At 56.4% G+C, this 18452-nt stretch carries 21 protein-coding genes and 1 pseudogene; 12 read left to right on the top strand and 10 right to left on the bottom strand.

The features are described from left to right. Window positions 1–15 precede the first annotated feature (15 nt). A pseudogene (locus BY454_RS12335) lies at window positions 16–1077 on the bottom strand (RNA-guided endonuclease InsQ/TnpB family protein). Between the two features lie 295 nt (window positions 1078–1372). On the opposite strand from BY454_RS12335, the gene BY454_RS12330 reads away from it, so the two are divergent. The 3 genes from BY454_RS12330 to BY454_RS12320 all read left to right on the top strand — a co-directional run bounded on the left by BY454_RS12330 (window position 1373) and on the right by BY454_RS12320 (window position 3757). Then, window positions 1373–2434, top strand: coding sequence for an alpha/beta hydrolase (locus tag BY454_RS12330; RefSeq protein ID WP_258075647.1), 1062 nt, complete (start codon window positions 1373–1375; stop codon window positions 2432–2434). Between the two features lie 112 nt (window positions 2435–2546). Next, window positions 2547–3116 (top strand): DJ-1/PfpI family protein, encoded by a 570-nt coding sequence (locus BY454_RS12325; protein WP_104416776.1) that lies wholly within the window; start codon window positions 2547–2549, stop codon window positions 3114–3116. 137 nt (window positions 3117–3253) lie between these two features. Continuing rightward, window positions 3254–3757: a C40 family peptidase gene (locus BY454_RS12320; RefSeq protein ID WP_104416775.1), complete on the top strand. Its 504-nt coding sequence runs from the start codon at window positions 3254–3256 to the stop codon at window positions 3755–3757. 7 nt (window positions 3758–3764) lie between these two features. Here the strand turns inward: BY454_RS12320 and BY454_RS12315 are convergent, their stop codons facing one another. Then, window positions 3765–4370, bottom strand: a complete 606-nt coding sequence (locus BY454_RS12315; RefSeq protein WP_104416816.1) for a LysE/ArgO family amino acid transporter — start codon at window positions 4368–4370, stop codon at window positions 3765–3767. Between the two features lie 86 nt (window positions 4371–4456). Between BY454_RS12315 and BY454_RS12310 the strand changes: the two genes are divergently transcribed. Then, complete coding sequence (locus tag BY454_RS12310) at window positions 4457–5332, top strand: LysR family transcriptional regulator ArgP (protein ID WP_104416774.1); 876 nt, start codon at window positions 4457–4459, stop codon at window positions 5330–5332. Between the two features lie 15 nt (window positions 5333–5347). After that, window positions 5348–5752: a DUF2721 domain-containing protein gene (locus BY454_RS12305; protein ID WP_104416773.1), complete on the top strand. Its 405-nt coding sequence runs from the start codon at window positions 5348–5350 to the stop codon at window positions 5750–5752. 22 nt (window positions 5753–5774) lie between these two features. Here the strand turns inward: BY454_RS12305 and BY454_RS12300 are convergent, their stop codons facing one another. After that, on the bottom strand, window positions 5775–6365 hold the full coding sequence (locus BY454_RS12300; RefSeq protein ID WP_181049700.1) for a CPBP family intramembrane glutamic endopeptidase: 591 nt from the start codon (window positions 6363–6365) through the stop codon (window positions 5775–5777). 3 nt (window positions 6366–6368) lie between these two features. Next, window positions 6369–7223, bottom strand: a complete 855-nt coding sequence (locus BY454_RS12295) for a crotonase/enoyl-CoA hydratase family protein (RefSeq protein ID WP_104416772.1) — start codon at window positions 7221–7223, stop codon at window positions 6369–6371. Window positions 7224–7329: 106 nt separating this feature from the next. Between BY454_RS12295 and BY454_RS12290 the strand changes: the two genes are divergently transcribed. From BY454_RS12290 to BY454_RS12275, 4 genes are all read left to right on the top strand, one after another. Beyond that, the gene (locus tag BY454_RS12290; protein WP_104416771.1) at window positions 7330–8301 is read left to right on the top strand and encodes a ribonuclease Z; all 972 of its coding nucleotides are present in this window, start codon (window positions 7330–7332) and stop codon (window positions 8299–8301) included. Window positions 8302–8399: 98 nt separating this feature from the next. Next, window positions 8400–8819: a universal stress protein gene (locus BY454_RS12285; RefSeq protein WP_104416770.1), complete on the top strand. Its 420-nt coding sequence runs from the start codon at window positions 8400–8402 to the stop codon at window positions 8817–8819. After that, a complete protein-coding gene (locus BY454_RS12280) occupies window positions 8820–9659 on the top strand; it encodes a M90 family metallopeptidase (protein WP_104416769.1) in 840 nt (279 codons plus the stop codon). Window positions 9660–9708: 49 nt separating this feature from the next. After that, window positions 9709–11913, top strand: a complete 2205-nt coding sequence (locus BY454_RS12275; RefSeq protein WP_104416768.1) for an OsmC domain/YcaO domain-containing protein — start codon at window positions 9709–9711, stop codon at window positions 11911–11913. Here BY454_RS12275 and BY454_RS12270 read toward each other — a convergent pair. The 5 genes from BY454_RS12270 to BY454_RS12250 all read right to left on the bottom strand — a co-directional run bounded on the left by BY454_RS12270 (window position 11903) and on the right by BY454_RS12250 (window position 15393). Further along, complete coding sequence (locus BY454_RS12270) at window positions 11903–13870, bottom strand: hypothetical protein (protein WP_104416767.1); 1968 nt, start codon at window positions 13868–13870, stop codon at window positions 11903–11905. The genes BY454_RS12275 and BY454_RS12270 overlap by 11 nt on opposite strands. Then, window positions 13867–14277, bottom strand: coding sequence for a PAS domain-containing protein (locus BY454_RS12265; protein ID WP_219820632.1), 411 nt, complete (start codon window positions 14275–14277; stop codon window positions 13867–13869). The genes BY454_RS12270 and BY454_RS12265 overlap by 4 nt, the downstream gene beginning before the upstream one ends. Before the next feature lie 38 nt (window positions 14278–14315). Further along, on the bottom strand, window positions 14316–14723 hold the full coding sequence (locus BY454_RS12260) for a GFA family protein (RefSeq protein ID WP_104416766.1): 408 nt from the start codon (window positions 14721–14723) through the stop codon (window positions 14316–14318). Window positions 14724–14890: 167 nt separating this feature from the next. Further along, window positions 14891–15154 (bottom strand): Txe/YoeB family addiction module toxin, encoded by a 264-nt coding sequence (locus BY454_RS12255; RefSeq protein WP_104416765.1) that lies wholly within the window; start codon window positions 15152–15154, stop codon window positions 14891–14893. Continuing rightward, a complete protein-coding gene (locus tag BY454_RS12250) occupies window positions 15151–15393 on the bottom strand; it encodes a type II toxin-antitoxin system Phd/YefM family antitoxin (protein WP_104416764.1) in 243 nt (80 codons plus the stop codon). The genes BY454_RS12255 and BY454_RS12250 overlap by 4 nt, the downstream gene beginning before the upstream one ends. 201 nt (window positions 15394–15594) lie before the next feature. Between BY454_RS12250 and BY454_RS12245 the strand changes: the two genes are divergently transcribed. The 3 genes from BY454_RS12245 (at window position 15595) to BY454_RS12235 (ending at window position 16512) form a co-directional block, all read left to right on the top strand. Next, window positions 15595–15777: an addiction module protein gene (locus BY454_RS12245; RefSeq protein WP_104416763.1), complete on the top strand. Its 183-nt coding sequence runs from the start codon at window positions 15595–15597 to the stop codon at window positions 15775–15777. A gap of 199 nt (window positions 15778–15976) precedes the next feature. Then, complete coding sequence (locus tag BY454_RS12240) at window positions 15977–16216, top strand: type II toxin-antitoxin system ParD family antitoxin (protein ID WP_104416762.1); 240 nt, start codon at window positions 15977–15979, stop codon at window positions 16214–16216. Continuing rightward, the gene (locus BY454_RS12235; RefSeq protein WP_104416761.1) at window positions 16216–16512 is read left to right on the top strand and encodes a type II toxin-antitoxin system RelE/ParE family toxin; all 297 of its coding nucleotides are present in this window, start codon (window positions 16216–16218) and stop codon (window positions 16510–16512) included. Before BY454_RS12240 ends, BY454_RS12235 begins: the two co-directional genes overlap by 1 nt. Window positions 16513–16577: 65 nt before the next feature. On the opposite strand, the gene BY454_RS12230 is transcribed toward BY454_RS12235, so the two are convergent. Further along, window positions 16578–18329 carry a GmrSD restriction endonuclease domain-containing protein gene (locus BY454_RS12230; RefSeq protein WP_104416760.1) on the bottom strand — a complete coding sequence of 584 codons (1752 nt, stop codon included), beginning with the start codon at window positions 18327–18329 and terminating at the stop codon, window positions 16578–16580. Window positions 18330–18452: the final 123 nt, after the last annotated feature.

Genomic DNA, 18452 nt, shown 5'->3' with positions numbered 1-18452 from the left:
GACGTCCTCACCTCCCTATAGAGACGTGATTCCCACTACAGGAGGGCAACGTCCTGTCCCGAGACTGAGGATATTCCGGGCCGCGTTCACGTCCCGGTCGTGGAGCACACCACACTCCACGCACTCTCAGTCTCTTATTCGCAGCCCATTGACACCCCGTGGTCCGCTGAGCGAGCCGCAAGATGAACAGGTGCGGGTGGTGTATGCCTCACGTACCTCTCTGAAGACGATGCCTGCGTGATCGCACTTGTATTCCAGCATCCTCTTCAGTTGGCCCCAGCCGGCATCCAGGACCGACTTGGCCATGCGGGTCTTCGCGAGCTTGGTGGGTGAAACATCACCCACCAAGATTTCACCGTGCTGATTAACCAGCCGACGGGAGAACTTGTGCAAGGCATCCTTGCGACGGTTCTTGATCTTAGCGTGGATCGCCTGCACACGGCGCTTGTTGCGAGTCCTCTGCGCGATAACCAGCTTGTCTTCCAGGTCGCGATAGAAACGGCCATTCTCCAGCGTCACGCCATCGCTACAGGTCGCCACGTCCTTCAGCCCCAGGTCGACACCAATCGCACCTTGGCCGGCGGACGGCTGAACATCGACCTCAACCACTACGTTGAAGTACCAGCGACCTCGGGCGTCCTCGTTGAAGCTGCCAGAGCGAAACTTATACTGGCTAAAGCCAAAGCTGTCCCAGACCTTGAAGTATTGGCCGTTGAAGGTAACCTGCCCGTTTTTCCATTTGGCCGATCCCGATTTGAATGGCACCCAGCCAAGAGATCGGCGCACGCCGCGTGACTTGCGCCACGCCAGACGGGACTTCTTGAATTGCTTGCGGCGGGTAGCGTACTCGCGCGACACCTCTTGGAGCGTCTGAGAGTGCAATCCCAAGTCTTTACTCGCCCCTCTGGTATAGCGATCCATGTCGTAGGCAGACAAAAATAGACTCTTTTCCCGGATGGATCGGGCAGACAGTTCGTTGAGGTAGTTCCAGACGAAATTCACGCAACGAGCCATGCGGCTCAGGTCGGCGGCGTGTGTGTCCTTCACGCGAACCTTGAGGGTCTTGGTCTGTTTCATGTTTTCGAGTATAACCGGTCTGTAGACACGAAAAAAACCGACAGAACGGGCAGGTGCTGCGTTATTTATCCTCCACACGCATTTGGTCCTTGTCACCAATTACATACAGGGTAGGAAGTCTGCGGTGCTCCGCTCTGGCTGGTTCAGCAATACATCGAGCAGCAGAGCCGAACCACAAAAGGCCGCTTCGCGGTCAACGCCATTTCCGCCGCAAGGAAGTGCAGGGCATTCCGAATGTTTTGGTAAAACCAAGGTCGTTTGCTGGCCAGCGTGAAGGAAAATTCAGGAGAACAGCGTGGAAATTGTCGGAATCATTGTCGTCATCGTGGCTATTCTGGCCATTGCCCCCCGGTTTCTGTTTCACATCAAGGATCTTTCCTATCTGGATAACAACCGGCACCCGGTGCGCGAACAGTCGCCCTCCGAGGGCCTGAAACAGGTACTGGCCCAGATTCGGGAACTTCATGAGACCGTAAAGCCCATGAAGGGCATGGCCAAGCTGAAAGCATTGCGCCACTTCATGGACCACCTGAACGACGACCTGGAGATCACCGCTGAGATTCGCCCCCAGAGCCAGCCAGCGGGTGAGTGGGTACTGGCTCCCGGCGCCGATACCACCCGACGCATCCTTTACATTCACGGCGGCGGCTGGCTGGTGGGCAGCCCGCGAAGCCACCGCGCGATTACCGAACGACTGGCGCAGAAAACCGGCGCCGCCGTGTTCTCCCTGGACTACCGGTTGATGCCGGAACACCGCTTCATGGACGGCATGGAGGATTGCCGCGAGGCCTACCGCTGGCTACTGGAGAACGGCCCCAATGGTCCCGAACCTGCATCGTTCATGGTGGTGGCCGGCGATTCGGCGGGCGGCAGCCACACCCTGGCGTTAATCGCCTGGCTGCGCGACCAGAACCTGCGCCAGGCCGATGCGGCCGTGGCCTTGGCGCCATCCACCGATCTCACCCTGACCGCACCCAGCAACCGCGAGAACCTGGCCACCGATGCCCTGCTGGGCCCCATGGCAGGCCCCATTGGAAAGGTTCCCAGATGGCTTAGCTGGTGGCTGACCATGCTCGCCTTCCGGCTATCGCCGACAAACCCGTCGGCCTCCCCGCTTCGGGGTAACCTGGCCAACCTGCCGCCCACGCTGATTCACGCCACCGACCAGGAACTACTGCTGGATAACGCCCGGCGTTACGCCACCCGTGCCCGGAATGCCGGCTCCCCGGTGGAGCTGCACATCTGGCCCGGGCTGGTGCATGTGTGGCACATGTTTCGCCAGCAATTACCGGAGGCCGAAGAAGCGTTCGAGGATATCCAACGGTTCCTTGAAAAAGTGGAGTCGGAATCTCAGTAATTCATCAAGCACTGATTTCTTCTTCACGGCTGCCTTTTTCACGCCGGCTGCTATGTTTCTAGAGAGTCTCCGAATCACTCTGAAACTCACCCGACCAACTGAGGGAGAAACCATGAGCGCGAAGAAGATTCTGATGATCACCGGTGATTTCACCGAAGACTACGAAACCATGGTGCCCTTCCAGGCACTGCAGGCCGTAGGCCATTCGGTTCACGCGGTGTGCCCGGACAAGAAAGAAGGCGACACGGTTGCCACGGCCATTCACGATTTTGAGGGCGACCAGACCTACACCGAAAAGCCGGGCCACCGTTTTGCCCTGAATGCGGATTTTGAGGGACTGAACCCGGCGGATTACGACGCCCTGGTCATTCCCGGCGGTCGCGCACCGGAATACCTGCGCCTGAACAAGAACGTGCTGGACCTGATTCGCCACTTCTTCGACAACGACAAGCCGGTGGCAGCAATCTGCCATGGGGCTCAGCTGCTGGCAGCAGCCGGGGTCCTCAAGGGGCGCCAGTGTTCAGCCTACCCGGCCTGCCAGCCGGAAGTGGAACTGGCCGGTGGCAGCTTTGCCGACATTAACGTTGACCAGGCCGTTACCGATGGCAATCTGGTCACCGCCCCCGCCTGGCCGGCTCACCCGGACTGGCTCGCGAAATTCTTCAAACTGCTTGAAAAGTAATCCTCACGGGGCCGGTCCGCCGGCCCTTTTCTTGTCTTTAACCTGCAATTTCCCTAACAAAAGCTACGAACCGTAACCTGACAATCCCCGCCCGGCGTAATAAAGTGGAAACTATACAAATTGTTAAGGATTACTCCATGCGCCTGCCCAATCTCCTTACGCTGGCCCTGGTGACGCTGATACTGGGCGGCTGCGCCGGTGGCGGCCAGATGCACCACAGCCAGACCGACCGACAATCAGCACCAACGGCTTCGGCAAGCAATTCGGAAACCACACAGAAACTCTGGCAGGTGTTCGAGCGCTACCAGGGAACGCCCTACCGATACGGCGGCATGTCCGGCAGCGGGTTTGATTGCTCCGGCTTTATCAACACCGCCTACCGGGAAGGGCTGAATCGTCGCCTGCCGCGCACCACTGGGCAAATGTTGCAACAGGGCCAGCCGGTATCACCGGAGAACATCGCCCCCGGCGACATTGTGTTCTTCCGCATCAAGGGTAAGGAGCAACACGCCGGCATCTACATGGGCGATAACCGGTTTATTCACGCGTCCTCATCGGTTGGCGTTACCGAATCGGAGCTTAATGGGTATTACTGGCGGAACCGCCTGAGCAGCGCACGCCGGTTCCTGCCCAACCGCTAGCAAACCTCTACAACCCGGCAATCGCCAGCTGCAGGGCAATGGCCGCCATCATCAGGCCGATCAGCCCATCAATCACACGCCACGCGGCGGGTTTTGACAGGATCGGCGCCAGGGTGGAGCCAAACCAGGCCAGGCCGCTGAACCAGATTATCGAAGCACTGCTGGCACCGGCCACGAAGCTGGTCGCGTCTTCCTGCTGGGCTCCGATGGAAGGAATCAGTAGCAGGGTATCCAGGTAGACCTGGGGATTGAATAACGTAACCGCCAACGTGGTGAACACCACGCCTTTGACGCTGCGCTGGGTAGCGTTATCGGTTTCCAGGGCAACACGCCCCCACCCGGCCCGCACCAGCGCCTGCAGTGCCAGCCAACCCAGGAACGCCACGCCCAACCAGCGCAGGATTTCCAGCGCCTGGGGCATGGCCATCAGTGCCGCGCTCACACCAAACATGCCCAGGGTGAAGAGAATGACATCGGAGGTCATGCACAGCCCGGCCGACCACCAGTGGTGCTCCCGGCGGATCGACTGGCCGAGCACGTAGGCATTCTGGGCACCGATGGCAATAATGATACCGCCACACACCACCAGCCCTGTCAGATAACTCTCCAGCATGCTCACCTCCCTGAAATTTCCGGGCAGCATACCGCCTGGCGTGTATACTTGAAATTCATCCTGCTAATGCCGCATAAGTTCTACTTATGATTGATTACAAACTGCTCGAAGCCCTCGCCACGGTACTGGAACACGGCGGCTTTGACCGGGCCGGCGATGCCCTTGGCATCAGCCAATCCGCCATCTCCCAGCGCCTGCGCACCCTGGAAATTCGGCTGGGCCAGCCGGTGCTGGTCCGAAGCCCCGAACTCAAGGCCACGCCGGTGGGCCAGCGCCTGCTCAATCACTTCCAGCAGGTACGCTTGCTGGAACGGGACCTGACCAGCACCCTGCCCTCGCTCACCGAACCCTCGGCCCGCCTGCGCATCGCCCTGAACGCCGACAGCCTGGCCACCTGGTGGGCGGACGCCATCGCCGATTTCTGCCAGGAAGAGAGCCTGCTGCTGGATCTGGTGATTGAAGATCAGGACGTAGGCTTGCGCCGCATGCGCGAAGGCGATGTGGCCGCCTGCCTGTGCAGCAGCCCGCAGCCAGTGGCCGGAGCCCGCTGCCTGCCGCTGGGCGCGATGATCTACCGCCCGCTGGCAACCCCGGACTACGTGGCCCGTTACTTCCCCGAGGGGCTCACCGAAACCGCCCTGCGCCACGCCCCGGCCATCGTGTTCGGCCCCAATGACCAGTTGCAACACCGGTTCCTGGCCCAATGCGGTTTCCGCAACGCTTTCCCACATCACTTATGTCCTTCCTCGGAAGGGTTTGTGAAAATGGCACTGGCCGGCCTCGGTTACGGTATGATTCCCGAAATACAGGCCCGCGCCGAACTGGATGCCGGCACGCTCGTCTCCATTGCCCCGGACCAATACCTGGAAGTGCCGTTATACTGGCACTTCTGGCGTTATGGCGGGGGCACCATGGAACGCATGACACGGGCGCTGCAACACACGCACAGACGTCAATCGTAAAAGGAGCATTTACTCTTGGATCTCACCACACCGGCCCTGCTGTTCCCGGCGATTTCGTTGCTGCTTCTGGCCTACACCAACCGTTTCCTGGTGCTGGCCCAGCTCATTCGCAAACTCAAGGAAATGGATACCGAGGAAGATCACGCGCTGATCGAGCGCCAGCTTTCCGCTCTGCGCAAGCGTATTGTGCTGACCAAACGCATGCAGGCCTTCGGCGTGTTGAGCTTCCTGCTGTGCACGGTGTCGATGTTCCTGCTGTTCCTGGAGCTGCAACCCCCGGGTGTTATCGCCTTCGGCATCAGCCTGGTGCTGCTGTCCCTGTCGCTGGTGTATTCGCTGTGGGAAATCCAGATCTCCACCAACGCCATCAACGTGGAACTGGAGAACTTTGAATGGCGTAAAGGTCACCCCAAAAGCTGAGGTGGCCTCCAAAGAAAGGTCGTCAGGGGCGGGGTGTCACGCCAAACCAGTGCGGAAAACGCAGCAGACAGAAAATCGCCACCATGTCGTAAGCGGCGTGCCAGAACATCACCATTCCCAGGCTGCCTGAGAGCTGATAGGCCGTACCCAGAATCAGACCCAAGCCAGTCGCCATGACAAAATAAGTGAAGGAAATGTAGTGCACCAGGCCGAACAGCACGGAGGCGGCGATCACCGCCGTCCAGGGCCCGGTGTGCTGCAACAGCCAGCCCTGGGCCGCGCCCCGGAACAGCAGTTCTTCGCCCACGCCCGCCAGTATTGATAACCCCACCAGCACCGGCCAGGAATAGCTCCGGGCAAAGTTGTAGAGCCCCCGCATCTGCTGGTCCAGGTCGTCCGGGAACAACCCCGGAACCCGAGACAGCAACAGCAATCCACCATAGGTCGCCAGCGCGCCAAGCGCCCCGAACAGCACCAGCTCGATACCACCCAACCCTGCCCACTGCAGAGGAATATCAAACAACCAGATAACCACCAGCCCAACCAGGCCGATCACCGTCTGGAACCCCAAAGCCTGGGCGCTTGAAATCGCAGCTCTACGACGCGTCGCCATGCATCAACCGCCGAACAGGTCGTTTACCGGAAACAGGTCGTCGTACTCCGGGGCCTGTTTCTGGCCCTTGGCCTGGAAGGTTTTCATCATGTCCGTGGGCCGGAACATGCCCGCCTGCCAGGTAGCCATGTATTTGAGGCTGTCTTCGACACTGTGATCCCGGCTGAAATTCAGCATTTCCTTGCAGCCGGTCACCGCCAGTGGCGAATTGGCCGCAATGCTGGCCGCAATCTCCATCACACCCGCCAGCATGGCTTCCTGATCGTCGTATACCGCGTTCACAAAGCCCAGGCGGTGAGCTTCGTCGGCGCCAAACTTACGCCCGGTATAAGCCAACTCACGCACCACACCTTCAGGCATCAATTTGGGCAAACGCTGAAGCGTGCCCACATCGGCGGTCATGCCCAGCTCGGTTTCCTTGATGGTGAAGTAGGCTTCCCGGGTGCAGTACCGGCTGTCAGCCGCGCATATCATGTCGAGCGCGCCACCAATGCAACCGCCCTGCACCGCCGCCAGCACCGGCAGGCGTACCTTTTCCAGCGAGGTGACCGTGTCCTGAATCTGCAGCACCACCCGCCGCAGGTTTTCGGCCATGCGCCCGGGATCGCCGGACATGGGCACCGCTTTCGGATCACTGAACACGCCCAGATCCATCCCGGCGGAGAAATGTTTACCGGTGGAGGAAATCACGATCACCCGGGCGTCGGATTCCGACTCAATACGGCGCAGGCAGTCGGGCAAATCCAGCCAGAAGGCCTTGGTCATGGAGTTCATGGCCTCCGGGCGGCACAACTGTACATGGGCGATTTTCTGGTCGATCTCGACCCGAAAGCATTCGTAGCTGGCAAACTCGGACACGGCTCGGCTCCTTTTTTATTATCGCGATCACACTTATTCTGTCAGGAAGACAATAAGCATTCTAAGCTTGTGAGAAACATAGGACACTACCGCGAAACGAGGCACGATGGAATTCACGTTTCTGGGCTCATCCGCCGGCACGCCCACACGCTCGCGCAATGTGAGCGCGCTGGCACTCGGCCCGAATGGCCCCAAACCCTGGTACCTGGTGGACTGCGGCGAAGGCACCCAGCACCAGTTGCTGCGCAGCCGGTATTCGGTCATGCAACTGAAGGCCATCTTCATCACCCACATTCACGGCGACCACACCTTCGGACTGCCCGGCCTGCTGACCAGTGCTTCCATGCTGGGACGTGAAGAGCCGCTGGATGTGATTGCGCCGCCCCAGGTGCAAACGTTCATCCGGGCCGCCATTGAGAACAGCGATTCGAGCCTGAGTTTTGACCTGAACTTCATCAACTCCGAGGCCACGGAGTTTCACTGGGAAGACCGGTATTTCTCGGTTTCCACCGTGCCGTTATCCCACCGGGTGCCCTGCCACGCCTTCGTGTTCACCGAAAGAAACATCGAGCGCCAGTTGCAACAGGAAAAACTGCAGGCCGATGGCATTGAACCCGGCCCGGAATGGGGCGAGCTGCAAAAAGGCAAAGATGTGCTGTTGCCCGATGGCCGACTCTTGAAGGCCGACGACTACACGCAGATTGCACGGGATCCCCGCCGCATCATTGTGGCGGGTGACAACGACACCCCCGAACGCCTGACCGACGCCTGCCAGGACGCCCATGTACTCATCCACGAGGCCACCTACACCCAGGAGGTGTCTGAGCGCGTTGGGCCCTGGCCCCAACACAGCAGCGCGGAGCAAGTGGCACGCTTTGCCCGGCAGGTACAGTTGCCCAACCTGGTGCTCACCCATTTCAGCTCCCGCTACCAGTCCGGGCCTGGCGGCACACCCCACATCAACCAGCTGGCCGCTGAAGCGCTTCAGTACTACAAGGGCCAGCTCTTTTTGGCCAAAGACTTTGACACCTACCGCCTCGAAAAGGACTTTTCACTGCACCGGCTGGAGGCGTACTGAGCCCGGCAACGACAAAACAAGGGGTTGGCAGTCTGGCGTGATCAGTGTCACTCTGTAAGTAGAGGTTAGTTAATCTGGACATAAAGAGGAGCAACACCATGTATCACGAGATTCTGGTACCGGTAGACCTGTCACATCTGGACAAACTGGCCAAAGCACTGAACACCGCCATCGACATGGCCAAGCACTATAACGCCAGGCTCCACTACGTCACGGTGACCAACAGCACACCGGGCGCGGCTGCTCATAACCCGAAGGAGCTGGCCCAGAAACTGGAAGAGTTTGCCGAAGAACAGGGCAAGGCCCACGGCATCAAGACCGATTACAAAGTTCTACAGTCGGCGGATACCGCGGTGGAGCTGGATGAAAAACTGATTGAAGCCATCAAGGATGTCAGTGCCGATCTGGTCGTCATGGCTTCCCATGAACCGGGTATTGGCGACAAACTGCACCTGCTGCGCTCCAACGGCGCCGAAATCGTCAAACACACCGACATCTCGGTTTTCATCGTCCGATAAGTGCTTGCCTCAAACCCGCTTCTCTTCGCCTTTATCGCCGTCGGGGTTATTGCCCTGACGGTGTTCTACCTGTTCTTCTACCAGCGCTGGAAACGCCGCCGGGAGTTGGAACAGCCCTTCCCCAGCCCCTGGCGAGCCCTGTTGCGCCAGCAGGTACCGATTTACAACCATTTGAGCGATGACCAACAAAAGCGCCTGGAGCGCCGGGTGCAGCTGTTCCTGTCGGAAAAGGAGTTCTATGGCTGCAACGGCTTCGAGGTTGACGACCGGGTGCGACTCACCATCGCCGGCCATGCCTGCCTGCTAATCCTGGAGCGCGCTTTCTCTGATTTCGACGAGGTGCGCAGCATCCTGGTCTATCCAGACATCTACAGCACCCAGGCCACAGAAAGCGATGGGCTGGTGGTCAGCACCCGTCACGAAGTCCGTGCAGGAGAGGCATCCTCCCACGGCCAGGTGGTGCTGGCCTGGAACCAGTGCAAGAAGGCCGTCTCCCAGCCCCACAGCCCCCATAACGTCATCCTGCACGAGTTCGCCCACCAGCTGGATTACCTGGACGGCAGCGCCGATGGTGCGCCCCCATTAAGCGCCGAGCAGGCCCGGCATTGGCAGCAGACCATGAGCAAGGCCTGGGAACACCTGCAAACCACCCTGGAACACCACCACAAACCCTGGCTGGACCCGTACGGCGCCACCGAGCCGGCGGAGTTCTTCGCGGTGCTCACCGAGACCTTCTTCCAGCAGCCCAAACACCTGTGGCACGAACAACCCGAGGTGTACAACGTGCTCAGGGATTTCTACCGGTTAAACCCCATAGACTTCACTGGCCATGACGGCTAACCTCGCCGGACCATTTCACTCCTCATTCTGTTAATCCGGTAATCTGTTCATGGAAATTAAAGTCAATTATCTCGACAACCTGCGTCTTGAGGCGAAATTCGACGATTTTAACGTCATTTCAGACCAGCCCATCCGCTACAAGGGTGACGGCTCAGCCCCGGGACCGTTTGACTATTTCCTGGCCTCCTCCGCCATGTGCGCCGCTTACTTTGTGAAGGTGTACTGCAACGCACGGGACATTCCCACCGACAACATCCGTCTGTCCCAGAACAACATTGTGGACCCGGAAAACCGGTACAAGCAGATTTTCAAGATTCAGGTGGAACTGCCGGAAAGCATCTCCGAGAAAGACCGCCTGGGCATCCTGCGCTCCATCGACCGCTGCACCGTGAAGAAGGTGGTACAAACCGGCCCGGATTTCCAGATTGAAGTGGTAGAGAATCTGGACGAAGACGCCCAAGCGCTGCTCACGGCGGCACCGACCGGCGAAGCGAGCACTTACATCGAAGGCAAGGACCTGCCCCTTGAGCAGACCATTGCCAACATGACCAGCATCCTGGCCGACCTGGGCATGAAAATCGAAATCGCCTCCTGGCGTAACATCGTGCCCCACGTTTGGTCCCTGCACATCCGCGACGCCGCCTCCCCCATGTGCTTCACCAACGGCAAGGGCGCCACCAAGGAAGCGGCCCTGTGTTCCGCGCTGGGCGAATTTATTGAGCGGCTGAGTTGCAACTTCTTCTACAACGACCAGTACTTCGGCCAGGAAATCGGCAACAGCAAGTTCGTCCACTACCCGAACGAAGAATGGTTCCAGCCGGGGCCGAATGGCGAAATCCCGGACGGCATCCTGGACGACTACACCCTGGGCATCTACAACCCCGAAGGCGAACTGCTCGGCACGCACCTGTTCGACACCAACTCCGGCACACCGGAACGTGGCATTTGCTGCATTCCGTACCAGCGCCAGAGCGACGGCAAGACCGTCTACTTCCCGTCCAACCTGATTGAAAACCTGTTCCTGAGCAATGGCATGAGCGCCGGCAACACCCTGGCCGAAGCCAAGGTGCAGTGCCTGTCCGAGATTTTCGAGCGGGCGGTGAAAAAACAGATCATCGAGGAAGAACTGGCCCTGCCGGACGTGCCGGACGAGGTGCTGGCCAAATACCCGGACATCGTCGAAGGCATCCAGGCCCTGGAAGACCAGGGCTTCCCGGTACTGGTGAAAGACGCCTCTCTCGGCGGCCAGTTCCCGGTGATGTGCGTCACCCTGATGAACCCGAAAACCGGCGGTGTGTTCGCCTCCTTCGGCGCCCATCCCAGCTTCCACGTGGCGCTGGAACGCAGCCTCACCGAGCTGCTGCAGGGCCGCAGCTTCGAGGGCCTGAACGATTTGCCCGCGCCCACGTTCAACTCCATGGCCATCACCGAGCCCAACAACTACGTGGAGCACTTCATTGACTCCAGCGGCAAGGTCTCCTGGCGCTTCTTCAGCGCCAAGTCGGACGTGGACTTCGCGGAGTGGGACTTCTCAGGCTCCCATTCCGACAGTACCGAAGAAGAAGCCGCCACCCTGTTCGGCATCCTCGAAGACCTGGGCAAGGAAAGCTACGTGGCCGTGTTCGAAGACCTGGGCGCCCCCGTGTGCCGCATCCTGGTGCCGGACTACTCCGAGGTGTACCCGGTGGAAGACCTGGTGTGGGACAACACCAACACCGCGCTGGCGTTCCGTGAAGACATCCTCAACCTGCACCGCCTGAGCGAAGACGAACTGGTGGCGCTGGTGGAGCGGCTGGAAGAAGCCGAGCTGGATGTCTACATGACCATCATCACCCTGATCGGCATCGAGTTTGATGAAAACACCGTGTGGGGTCAGCTAACGATTCTTGAGCTGAAACTGCTGATCTACCTGGCGCTGGGCGAACTGGAAGAAGCCCGGGAGCTGGTGGAAATGTTCCTGCAGTTCAACGACAACACCGTAAACCGCAACCTGTTCTACCAGGCCATGCACGCCGCGCTGGAAGCCACCCTGGAAGACGACCTGGAACTGGACGACTACCTGCACAACTTCCGCCGCATGTACGGCGACGAGGTAATGGACGCCGTGGTCGGCTCCATCGAAGGCACCGTGCGCTTCCACGGCCTGGAAGAAACCAACATGCAGCTGGACGGCCTGGAACGGCACCTGAAGATGATCGAAAGCTACGAAAAGCTGCACGCCGCGCGGGCGAAGAAAGCAGGCATCAGCGGCTAGCGGGCTCCGCCGCCCAACTGGTGCGGCCCAGCTCCATAATACGGGCGACTTCCTCCGCCGGCACGGCTGAGGGGTCGCCCAGCTCCAGCGCGTCGTAGTGGAAGGCGTAGAGGCGGGAGGCAAACTCGGCAATCGGCAGCGAAGCCTCGCCACGAAACTCACCATGCCCCTGCGTGGAACAGGTAATGCCCTGCCCCCAGTCCTGACCGCTGTCATTATTGGGGTTGAAGAAGTAAACCCGCATCTCGTTAGTGGGGCTGAGCCCAACCCGGAGAATACTGATGGCATGGCGCCCGACAAAGCGCGCCGCGCTGTCGGTGATGGCAATGCCTGCAGGCTGGGCGTGAATCAACGGCATCTGGTCGTTGTAGAACGGATGGTAGCTGGCGTAGAAATGCCGGATAAAACCTTCGTAGTCCTCCACCTTGCCCGTCTGAGCATTGGCCACCACCCGGAAGCCGTGGCCGACCCACCAGCCATAGAATTCCGGATTGATCCAGCGGTGGGCATCGTCATCGCGGTTTTCACAGCGCCGCCACATTTCCCCGTACAGGCGATCCAGATGGGGGATGAGAATCAGCGAGACCGGGTCCACATCGACCGGCGTCCCCTTCACCAATCCCGACTTCAAGTCTCTGGAAGACACCTGCTCTCCTTCGAAACGACTCAACACCTCATCATCGCGAGCCGCCCAGGCCAGCACTTGCAGCAGGTAATCCGGCTCATCCGACGCCCACATGGACAGCCCCAGGGCCGACTGGCAGCTGGGATTGTTGCCCTGCCCCACACCCAGCGGCTGCCCCAACAGATTAAGGACACCGGCTAGTAGAAATACCCCGGGTGGCCGGGCATCGCCAAAGGCCTCCTGAATGTGCCGGGCCGTCTGCGCGGAAAGAGGAAGTTTGATTTGCCGCCACAGGGATTGGGCCACGGCGGGTGTAAACACCGATCCCCGCTCCATCATCATGGTCAGGCCATACACGGCCTGGCAGGTTTCCGGGTAGATGGCTTCGTCAATCAGGGCATGGGCCAGCTCGGTGTAGCAGTAGTAATCATCCAACCCGGTCATGGTCAGGCCCAGGGCAATCGGGATCAGGTCATCGTGACTGCCTGCACGCAGAAACCGCAACAGAACGGCATGGTAGGACGAAGCCAGCCCGGAGTCGTGCATGCTCTGGGCCATGTCGGTGGCTTCGGCATACAGCGTCAGGTCGTCCATATCGCTTAACCGCTGCTCATACACCTCCAAGCCCGGATCTTCGGCACTGGCCCGCGTGGGTGCAAACAGGGCATTGACCAGACGACTGGCTTCAGCGGTGCCGGCGGCTTTTATCTTCGGGTCATAGAGGCACTTGGCAATCTGGTTGATCATCTCGCAGATGCTGTCGACCTGCACCGGCCCCTGGTCCAGCAACCGCCAGACTTCCCCCACCAGACTGTCCAGCAGGTTTTCATAGCCCAGGTGGGCAATCAGATATTTATAGAGCCCCAGGACGATAGGCCCAAGCTCTTTTGGCCGTTGCCGGTCCGCCTCCGAGAGCTGGCCAGACAGCAGATCCAGGTTCAGCGCCATCACCTGGGTCAGGAAGTGACGCGCCTGCTCGGCGGAAATACCGGGGTGGAAGTAATCCCCGCGAATAACCGCAAGCATCCGTAGTTCACTGATGGCCTCAACAACGGTGGTCACTGCTCCGGCCTCACGCAGTGAATGCCTGGCCAGGGCCGGCTGCAGTATGGCCGGCTGGGCCCAGTCACTGGTGCCGAAGATGCCTGCGGACTCCAGCGAGCGAACCTTCCCGTATAGCTCATCAAAGCCGCCGGGCAGCGTCATCAGGTATCGGGCGCGCTCAAGCACTGCAAGACTGGGGGCCTTGGGATCAACACTGCGGGCACGGGCAAAGTCCATCAACGCCGCATCAAACTGCCGCAAGGCCGGCTCGAGCGCTGGGCCGGTCATTTTGATTTTTCCCTCTTCGCCCGCTCTTCCTTGAATCTCTCGGTGATGTCCCTCGCGCTTGATAGCACGCCCATCACCTCATTCTTGTCATCCAGCACAATCGAAAAGCCCAGCTCCACGTAAATCGTCGAGCCTTCCGAGTGAATGGCCTTGGTGGGCATGGACTTGCCCAGATACTTGGTGCCGCGGTTCTTGATGGCCTCGTCGTACCCGCGCCAATGAGGCACACGCAATTTTTCCGGAATGATGATATCCAGGGTCTCACCAATGGCCTCGTCTTTGGTAAACCCAAACACACGCTGCGCCGCCTCATTCCATACCAGGATCTTGCCGTCGGTATCGGCGAAGATCATCGCATCGGGGTTTTGCTCTATAAGACTGCCCATGATCTGGTCGTTTACCATCATTCCATCACCTCTCATGTAACATTTATATCAGTTACACCTTACAGCTGACCCTCATAGACCGCCACCCCTTCGGGAATGGTGTACCAGTCCTGCTTCTGGCTTACCCAGATATGGGCCGTGGGCTTGATGATGCTGGTGTCTTCGAGGTTGGTGGGCTTGAGTTTGATCTTCTCCGGCTCATCCGGGTTAAAGTGGTAAATCCGGTTGCCACAGGTGGGGCAAAATTTCGCGGCGCTGACATTGCCACTGTCGGCCGCCCGGCGCCATTCGGCCATCTCACCCTGGAACTCCACCTGAGAGGCATCCACCACGGCGGTGATGCTGAAGGCACTGGTGGAAAGCTTCTGGCACTCCCTGCAATGGCAGGCCACGAACATCTTGGGTTCGGATAACAACTGGTAAGTAACGCCGCCGCACTGGCAGGCGCCTTTGATGGGGTAGGTCATTTCAGCCTCCGGAGACTATCAACCGTTTCGAGGGAGTGTAGCTGTGAAATCAAAAACCTGCCGCTCAGTCCATGTTTCAAGGCCATGACGCCCGGTCCCCTAACTGCGTGGTCTGTTGGCTATGGTCATTAGGGACTAAGTCTAGGACATTCACAAATGATGGGGCATTATTCGTAATGGCTCCAGAGCCTGAGAACTTTCACCACTCGCTCGTTCTCGAGCACTTGGTAGACCAGACGATGCTGAATATTAATGCGGCGAGAATAGGCCCCCGCAAGATCACCAATTAGCTTCTCAAACGGCGGTGGTTTGCGGTATGGATCTTCCGCTATCAGCGCTAAAAGTTCCTGAGCTTTTGGTTTAAGGCCGCTGAAGGCTAACTTCTTTGCATCTTTCTGGGCTTGCTTGGTGTAAACCAACGTCCATGTCACCAGTCCAGCTCCTCATCGCATTCATCCACGGGGGTCTCCATCCCCTCACGAACAGACTCCCGCATACCCGGTACAGATAGTAGGTAAAGCGTTTCCTGAATGGCAGACCAGTCTTCCTCGGAAACCAGGACGGCTTTGTTCCGCTTCCCCATAATGACGATTGGTTGGTGGGACTCGGCGGTCTCGTCAATCAACCGATAAAGGTTGCTGCGCGCCTCTGTTGCTGTGATTCCGGTCATGACGCACCTCTTGCGTGTTTAACTATTAATCAAGTGTACGCCTATGGGTACGTACGTCAAGACGAACGCCTTTCATGTATCTGCAGCACGCGCACCCATGGAGTGGGGCCAAAGGCGCCTTGGATCTGCCCCCCCCAGTCACTTGTTATGGTGAGAAACATCCTGCATCATTTACCTATGTCTCTCTCCCCGAGGTGTCAAATGACTGCGCTTGAACTCGAAGCCCTCAGAAATGCTGCCATGACGCTCTCCGAACAGGAGCGTGCCGCTTTAGCTAAAGACCTGATGGCAAGCCTGGATGGCCCTACAGATGAAGGTGTCGCAGAAGCGTGGGACCGTGAAATTCGCCGCAGAATCCGGAGCAAAACAGCTCATTCTTCATAGAGTTCCTTTCTCGCTCATAACCATCCAAAGAAACCAAACTTTCATAGTCGTTGCTTTTGCCCACCACTCAAGAAAACCAGGCTACTGGTGGAGGCGGATTTCCCCATAACGCCAGCAATCACGCGCTTGTCGCGTGGATTGCATTGTTATGCCACCTGAACCAAAATATACCAATTATTGGTACTAGTGAGGCGGCACCATGCAGAAGAATACCAGCATCACTCTAGGCCAACATTTTGATGCGTTCATTGCGGAACAACTCAAAAATGGCCGATACAGTTCAACCAGCGAAGTCGTTCGTGCAGGCTTGCGCCTACTTGAAGAATCCGAAACCCGCTTGATCACGCTCCGCAAACTGCTCAAGGAAGGTGAGGATAGTGGTTTTGAGGACTACTCCTATGACTCCTTTATTAGTGAACTGGACAACGAAGGACACTGATGCCGAATTTTAAGCTTTCCAGGAAGGCAAAAGCTGACCTCAAATCTATTGCGATTTACACGGAACGTAAATGGGGCCGAGATCAACGAAACCACTACATTCTTCGGTTCGATCAGTGCTTCCACCTTCTGGGTGAGAATCCGAACCTGGGGCATGCCTGCGATGAGATAAGCCCTGGCTACCGACAATATCCGCAAGGAAGCCACATCATTTTTTATCGTCCAGCCGAGGAAGATGTTGTCGAAATTATCCGCATTCTGCACAAACGAATGCTGCAAGACGGGCATTTGCTGTAGGGCATAACGCCTTGCTCACCGGTAAATGCGAGCGCAGCGAGTAATTTATCCGCGTGCAGCACTTGTTATGCGATCTCCTGCTTTAGTAGCTTCTTAAATTCCGCTACGAGCAGTTTTTCTCTTTCTTCTATAAACTGCCTGAAGTTTTCTAATGTAAGATCAACATCTGGGATATAGTGTCTTTCCATATACGCTTTTCTATCCTTTTCATTCGGATACTTTTCTTTTATCCAGACATCAAAATCCTTCCCTGATTTTTCTTGGTTAGGAACGCCCTCAAGTAGTTGCAAATTGGCCAAATAATTATAGTTTTCGAGATAGAAATCGATATCATCGGTTTTGATTCCACGTTTCTCAAGCCGCTTTCTGGTAAATAGCTTTTTTGGAAATATGTGGTCTTGATGGAACTTATTTCTGAAATCTAGCGATGGATAGATAAATGCAAGGGCTGAATAGGTATATGCTTTAGAATATTTATAATACAAAATATTGTCTATTTCATCTTCATCAAATGATATTGACTTAGCTCCGCCCTTCAATTTATTCACAATTTCAAGGGAGGGAAAACCATCTACAGAAGCGTTGATGACCTCACGAATCGGCCTAAGCACATTGTCAGGCTGCCCGCTAAACGTCCTTTTCAAGAGCACCATTACAAGCCATTTAAAGATCTTTTTCCTATCATTTTGATATTTTGATGATTCAGAAAAGTTCTCTGGACTACCAATTTTATATAGGTATCCAGCTATAGGTATAAGGGCATTGTTTGAGGTTAATGTCTCTCTATGATAACCAAGACTTGAAACCAAAACGATTGCAGACCTAATTGCTTTCGTTATGTCATCCCACCGCTTTTCAATGGTAAGCATATTTTCCTGGTTAAAATTATCAACCTTAAATGCAATACCCCTAAAACCAGATATAACCAAGCAGCTTTTTAACACAAAATCTTTGTTAATATTAAAGCCATCTCCTATGGCGTTTATTTCGTCAACGAACGCTGTAATTTCCTCTCTGGCACCTTTTTCTTTCCATTGCGCAGTAGCTATAGACAGTAAAAGATCAGAATAACTTAATTGCGTCCCGCCACTATTAACACGAATAAATATATTAAGAACTTTATCTAAGCTTTCATCCTTTTCCAAAAAGAAATTTATAGACTTACTTTTATGAATGACCTCCCACAGCTTGTACAATGCCTCATTTGCAAATTCAGCCTTATCCTCTTCGACCTTAAGCAAACCGTTTCTGATTAGGTATTTATTTATGTCAGCAGGTTTTTCGAGATCGAGAATATCGCCAACTACAAACCAAAAATGGTCACCATCAGACCGATTATGTTCTTTCTTAGTCAGGAACTTAAAGTCAAATACAAAGTCAGCATCCTCTGCACGCGACAGCAGGTTAAGGCAAAGCTTTCTTTTTGGAAACGCGGAGTCATTATCCCATCTCTTTCGGGGGAGTTTATAGGCATACGTTCCTTTTAGTCCTATATATAGAGATGTAAGGCGCTGCTGACCATCCAATATAGCGGTAATCCCACTCTCACCACTTATATCTGCCTTTGGATTATGAGTGTTATCTCGTTCATGGTACTCACGAACAAACTCATAGAACTGAAAATTGCTTATATTCTGTTTTTCGACTTCCCAAAATAGGAATGAACTTATTGGGTAATCCCTCATTAATGAATCAAAAAGCCGTTCTATCTGATCCGTCCCCCAAACAAATTCACGCTGAATGGCCGGAAGCAAATAATTCTTCTTATGTACATTATCAATCGCTTCTTTGATCGTTATCGGCTCTACAAATGCCATTCAATTTACTCCGTTTGATTTATTCGCATAACGAGGCTGTAGAAAAACTAACTTCTGAGCCAGCTCTACCGCCTTTTTGTTCGTTTATTCGTCACGGCCAGCAATCGACTTGGCCGTGGTCAT

It is taken from the genome of Marinobacter persicus (assembly GCF_002934325.1).
Classification (GTDB): domain Bacteria; phylum Pseudomonadota; class Gammaproteobacteria; order Pseudomonadales; family Oleiphilaceae; genus Marinobacter; species Marinobacter persicus_A.
This window is presented reverse-complemented; position numbering and strand designations above follow the sequence as displayed.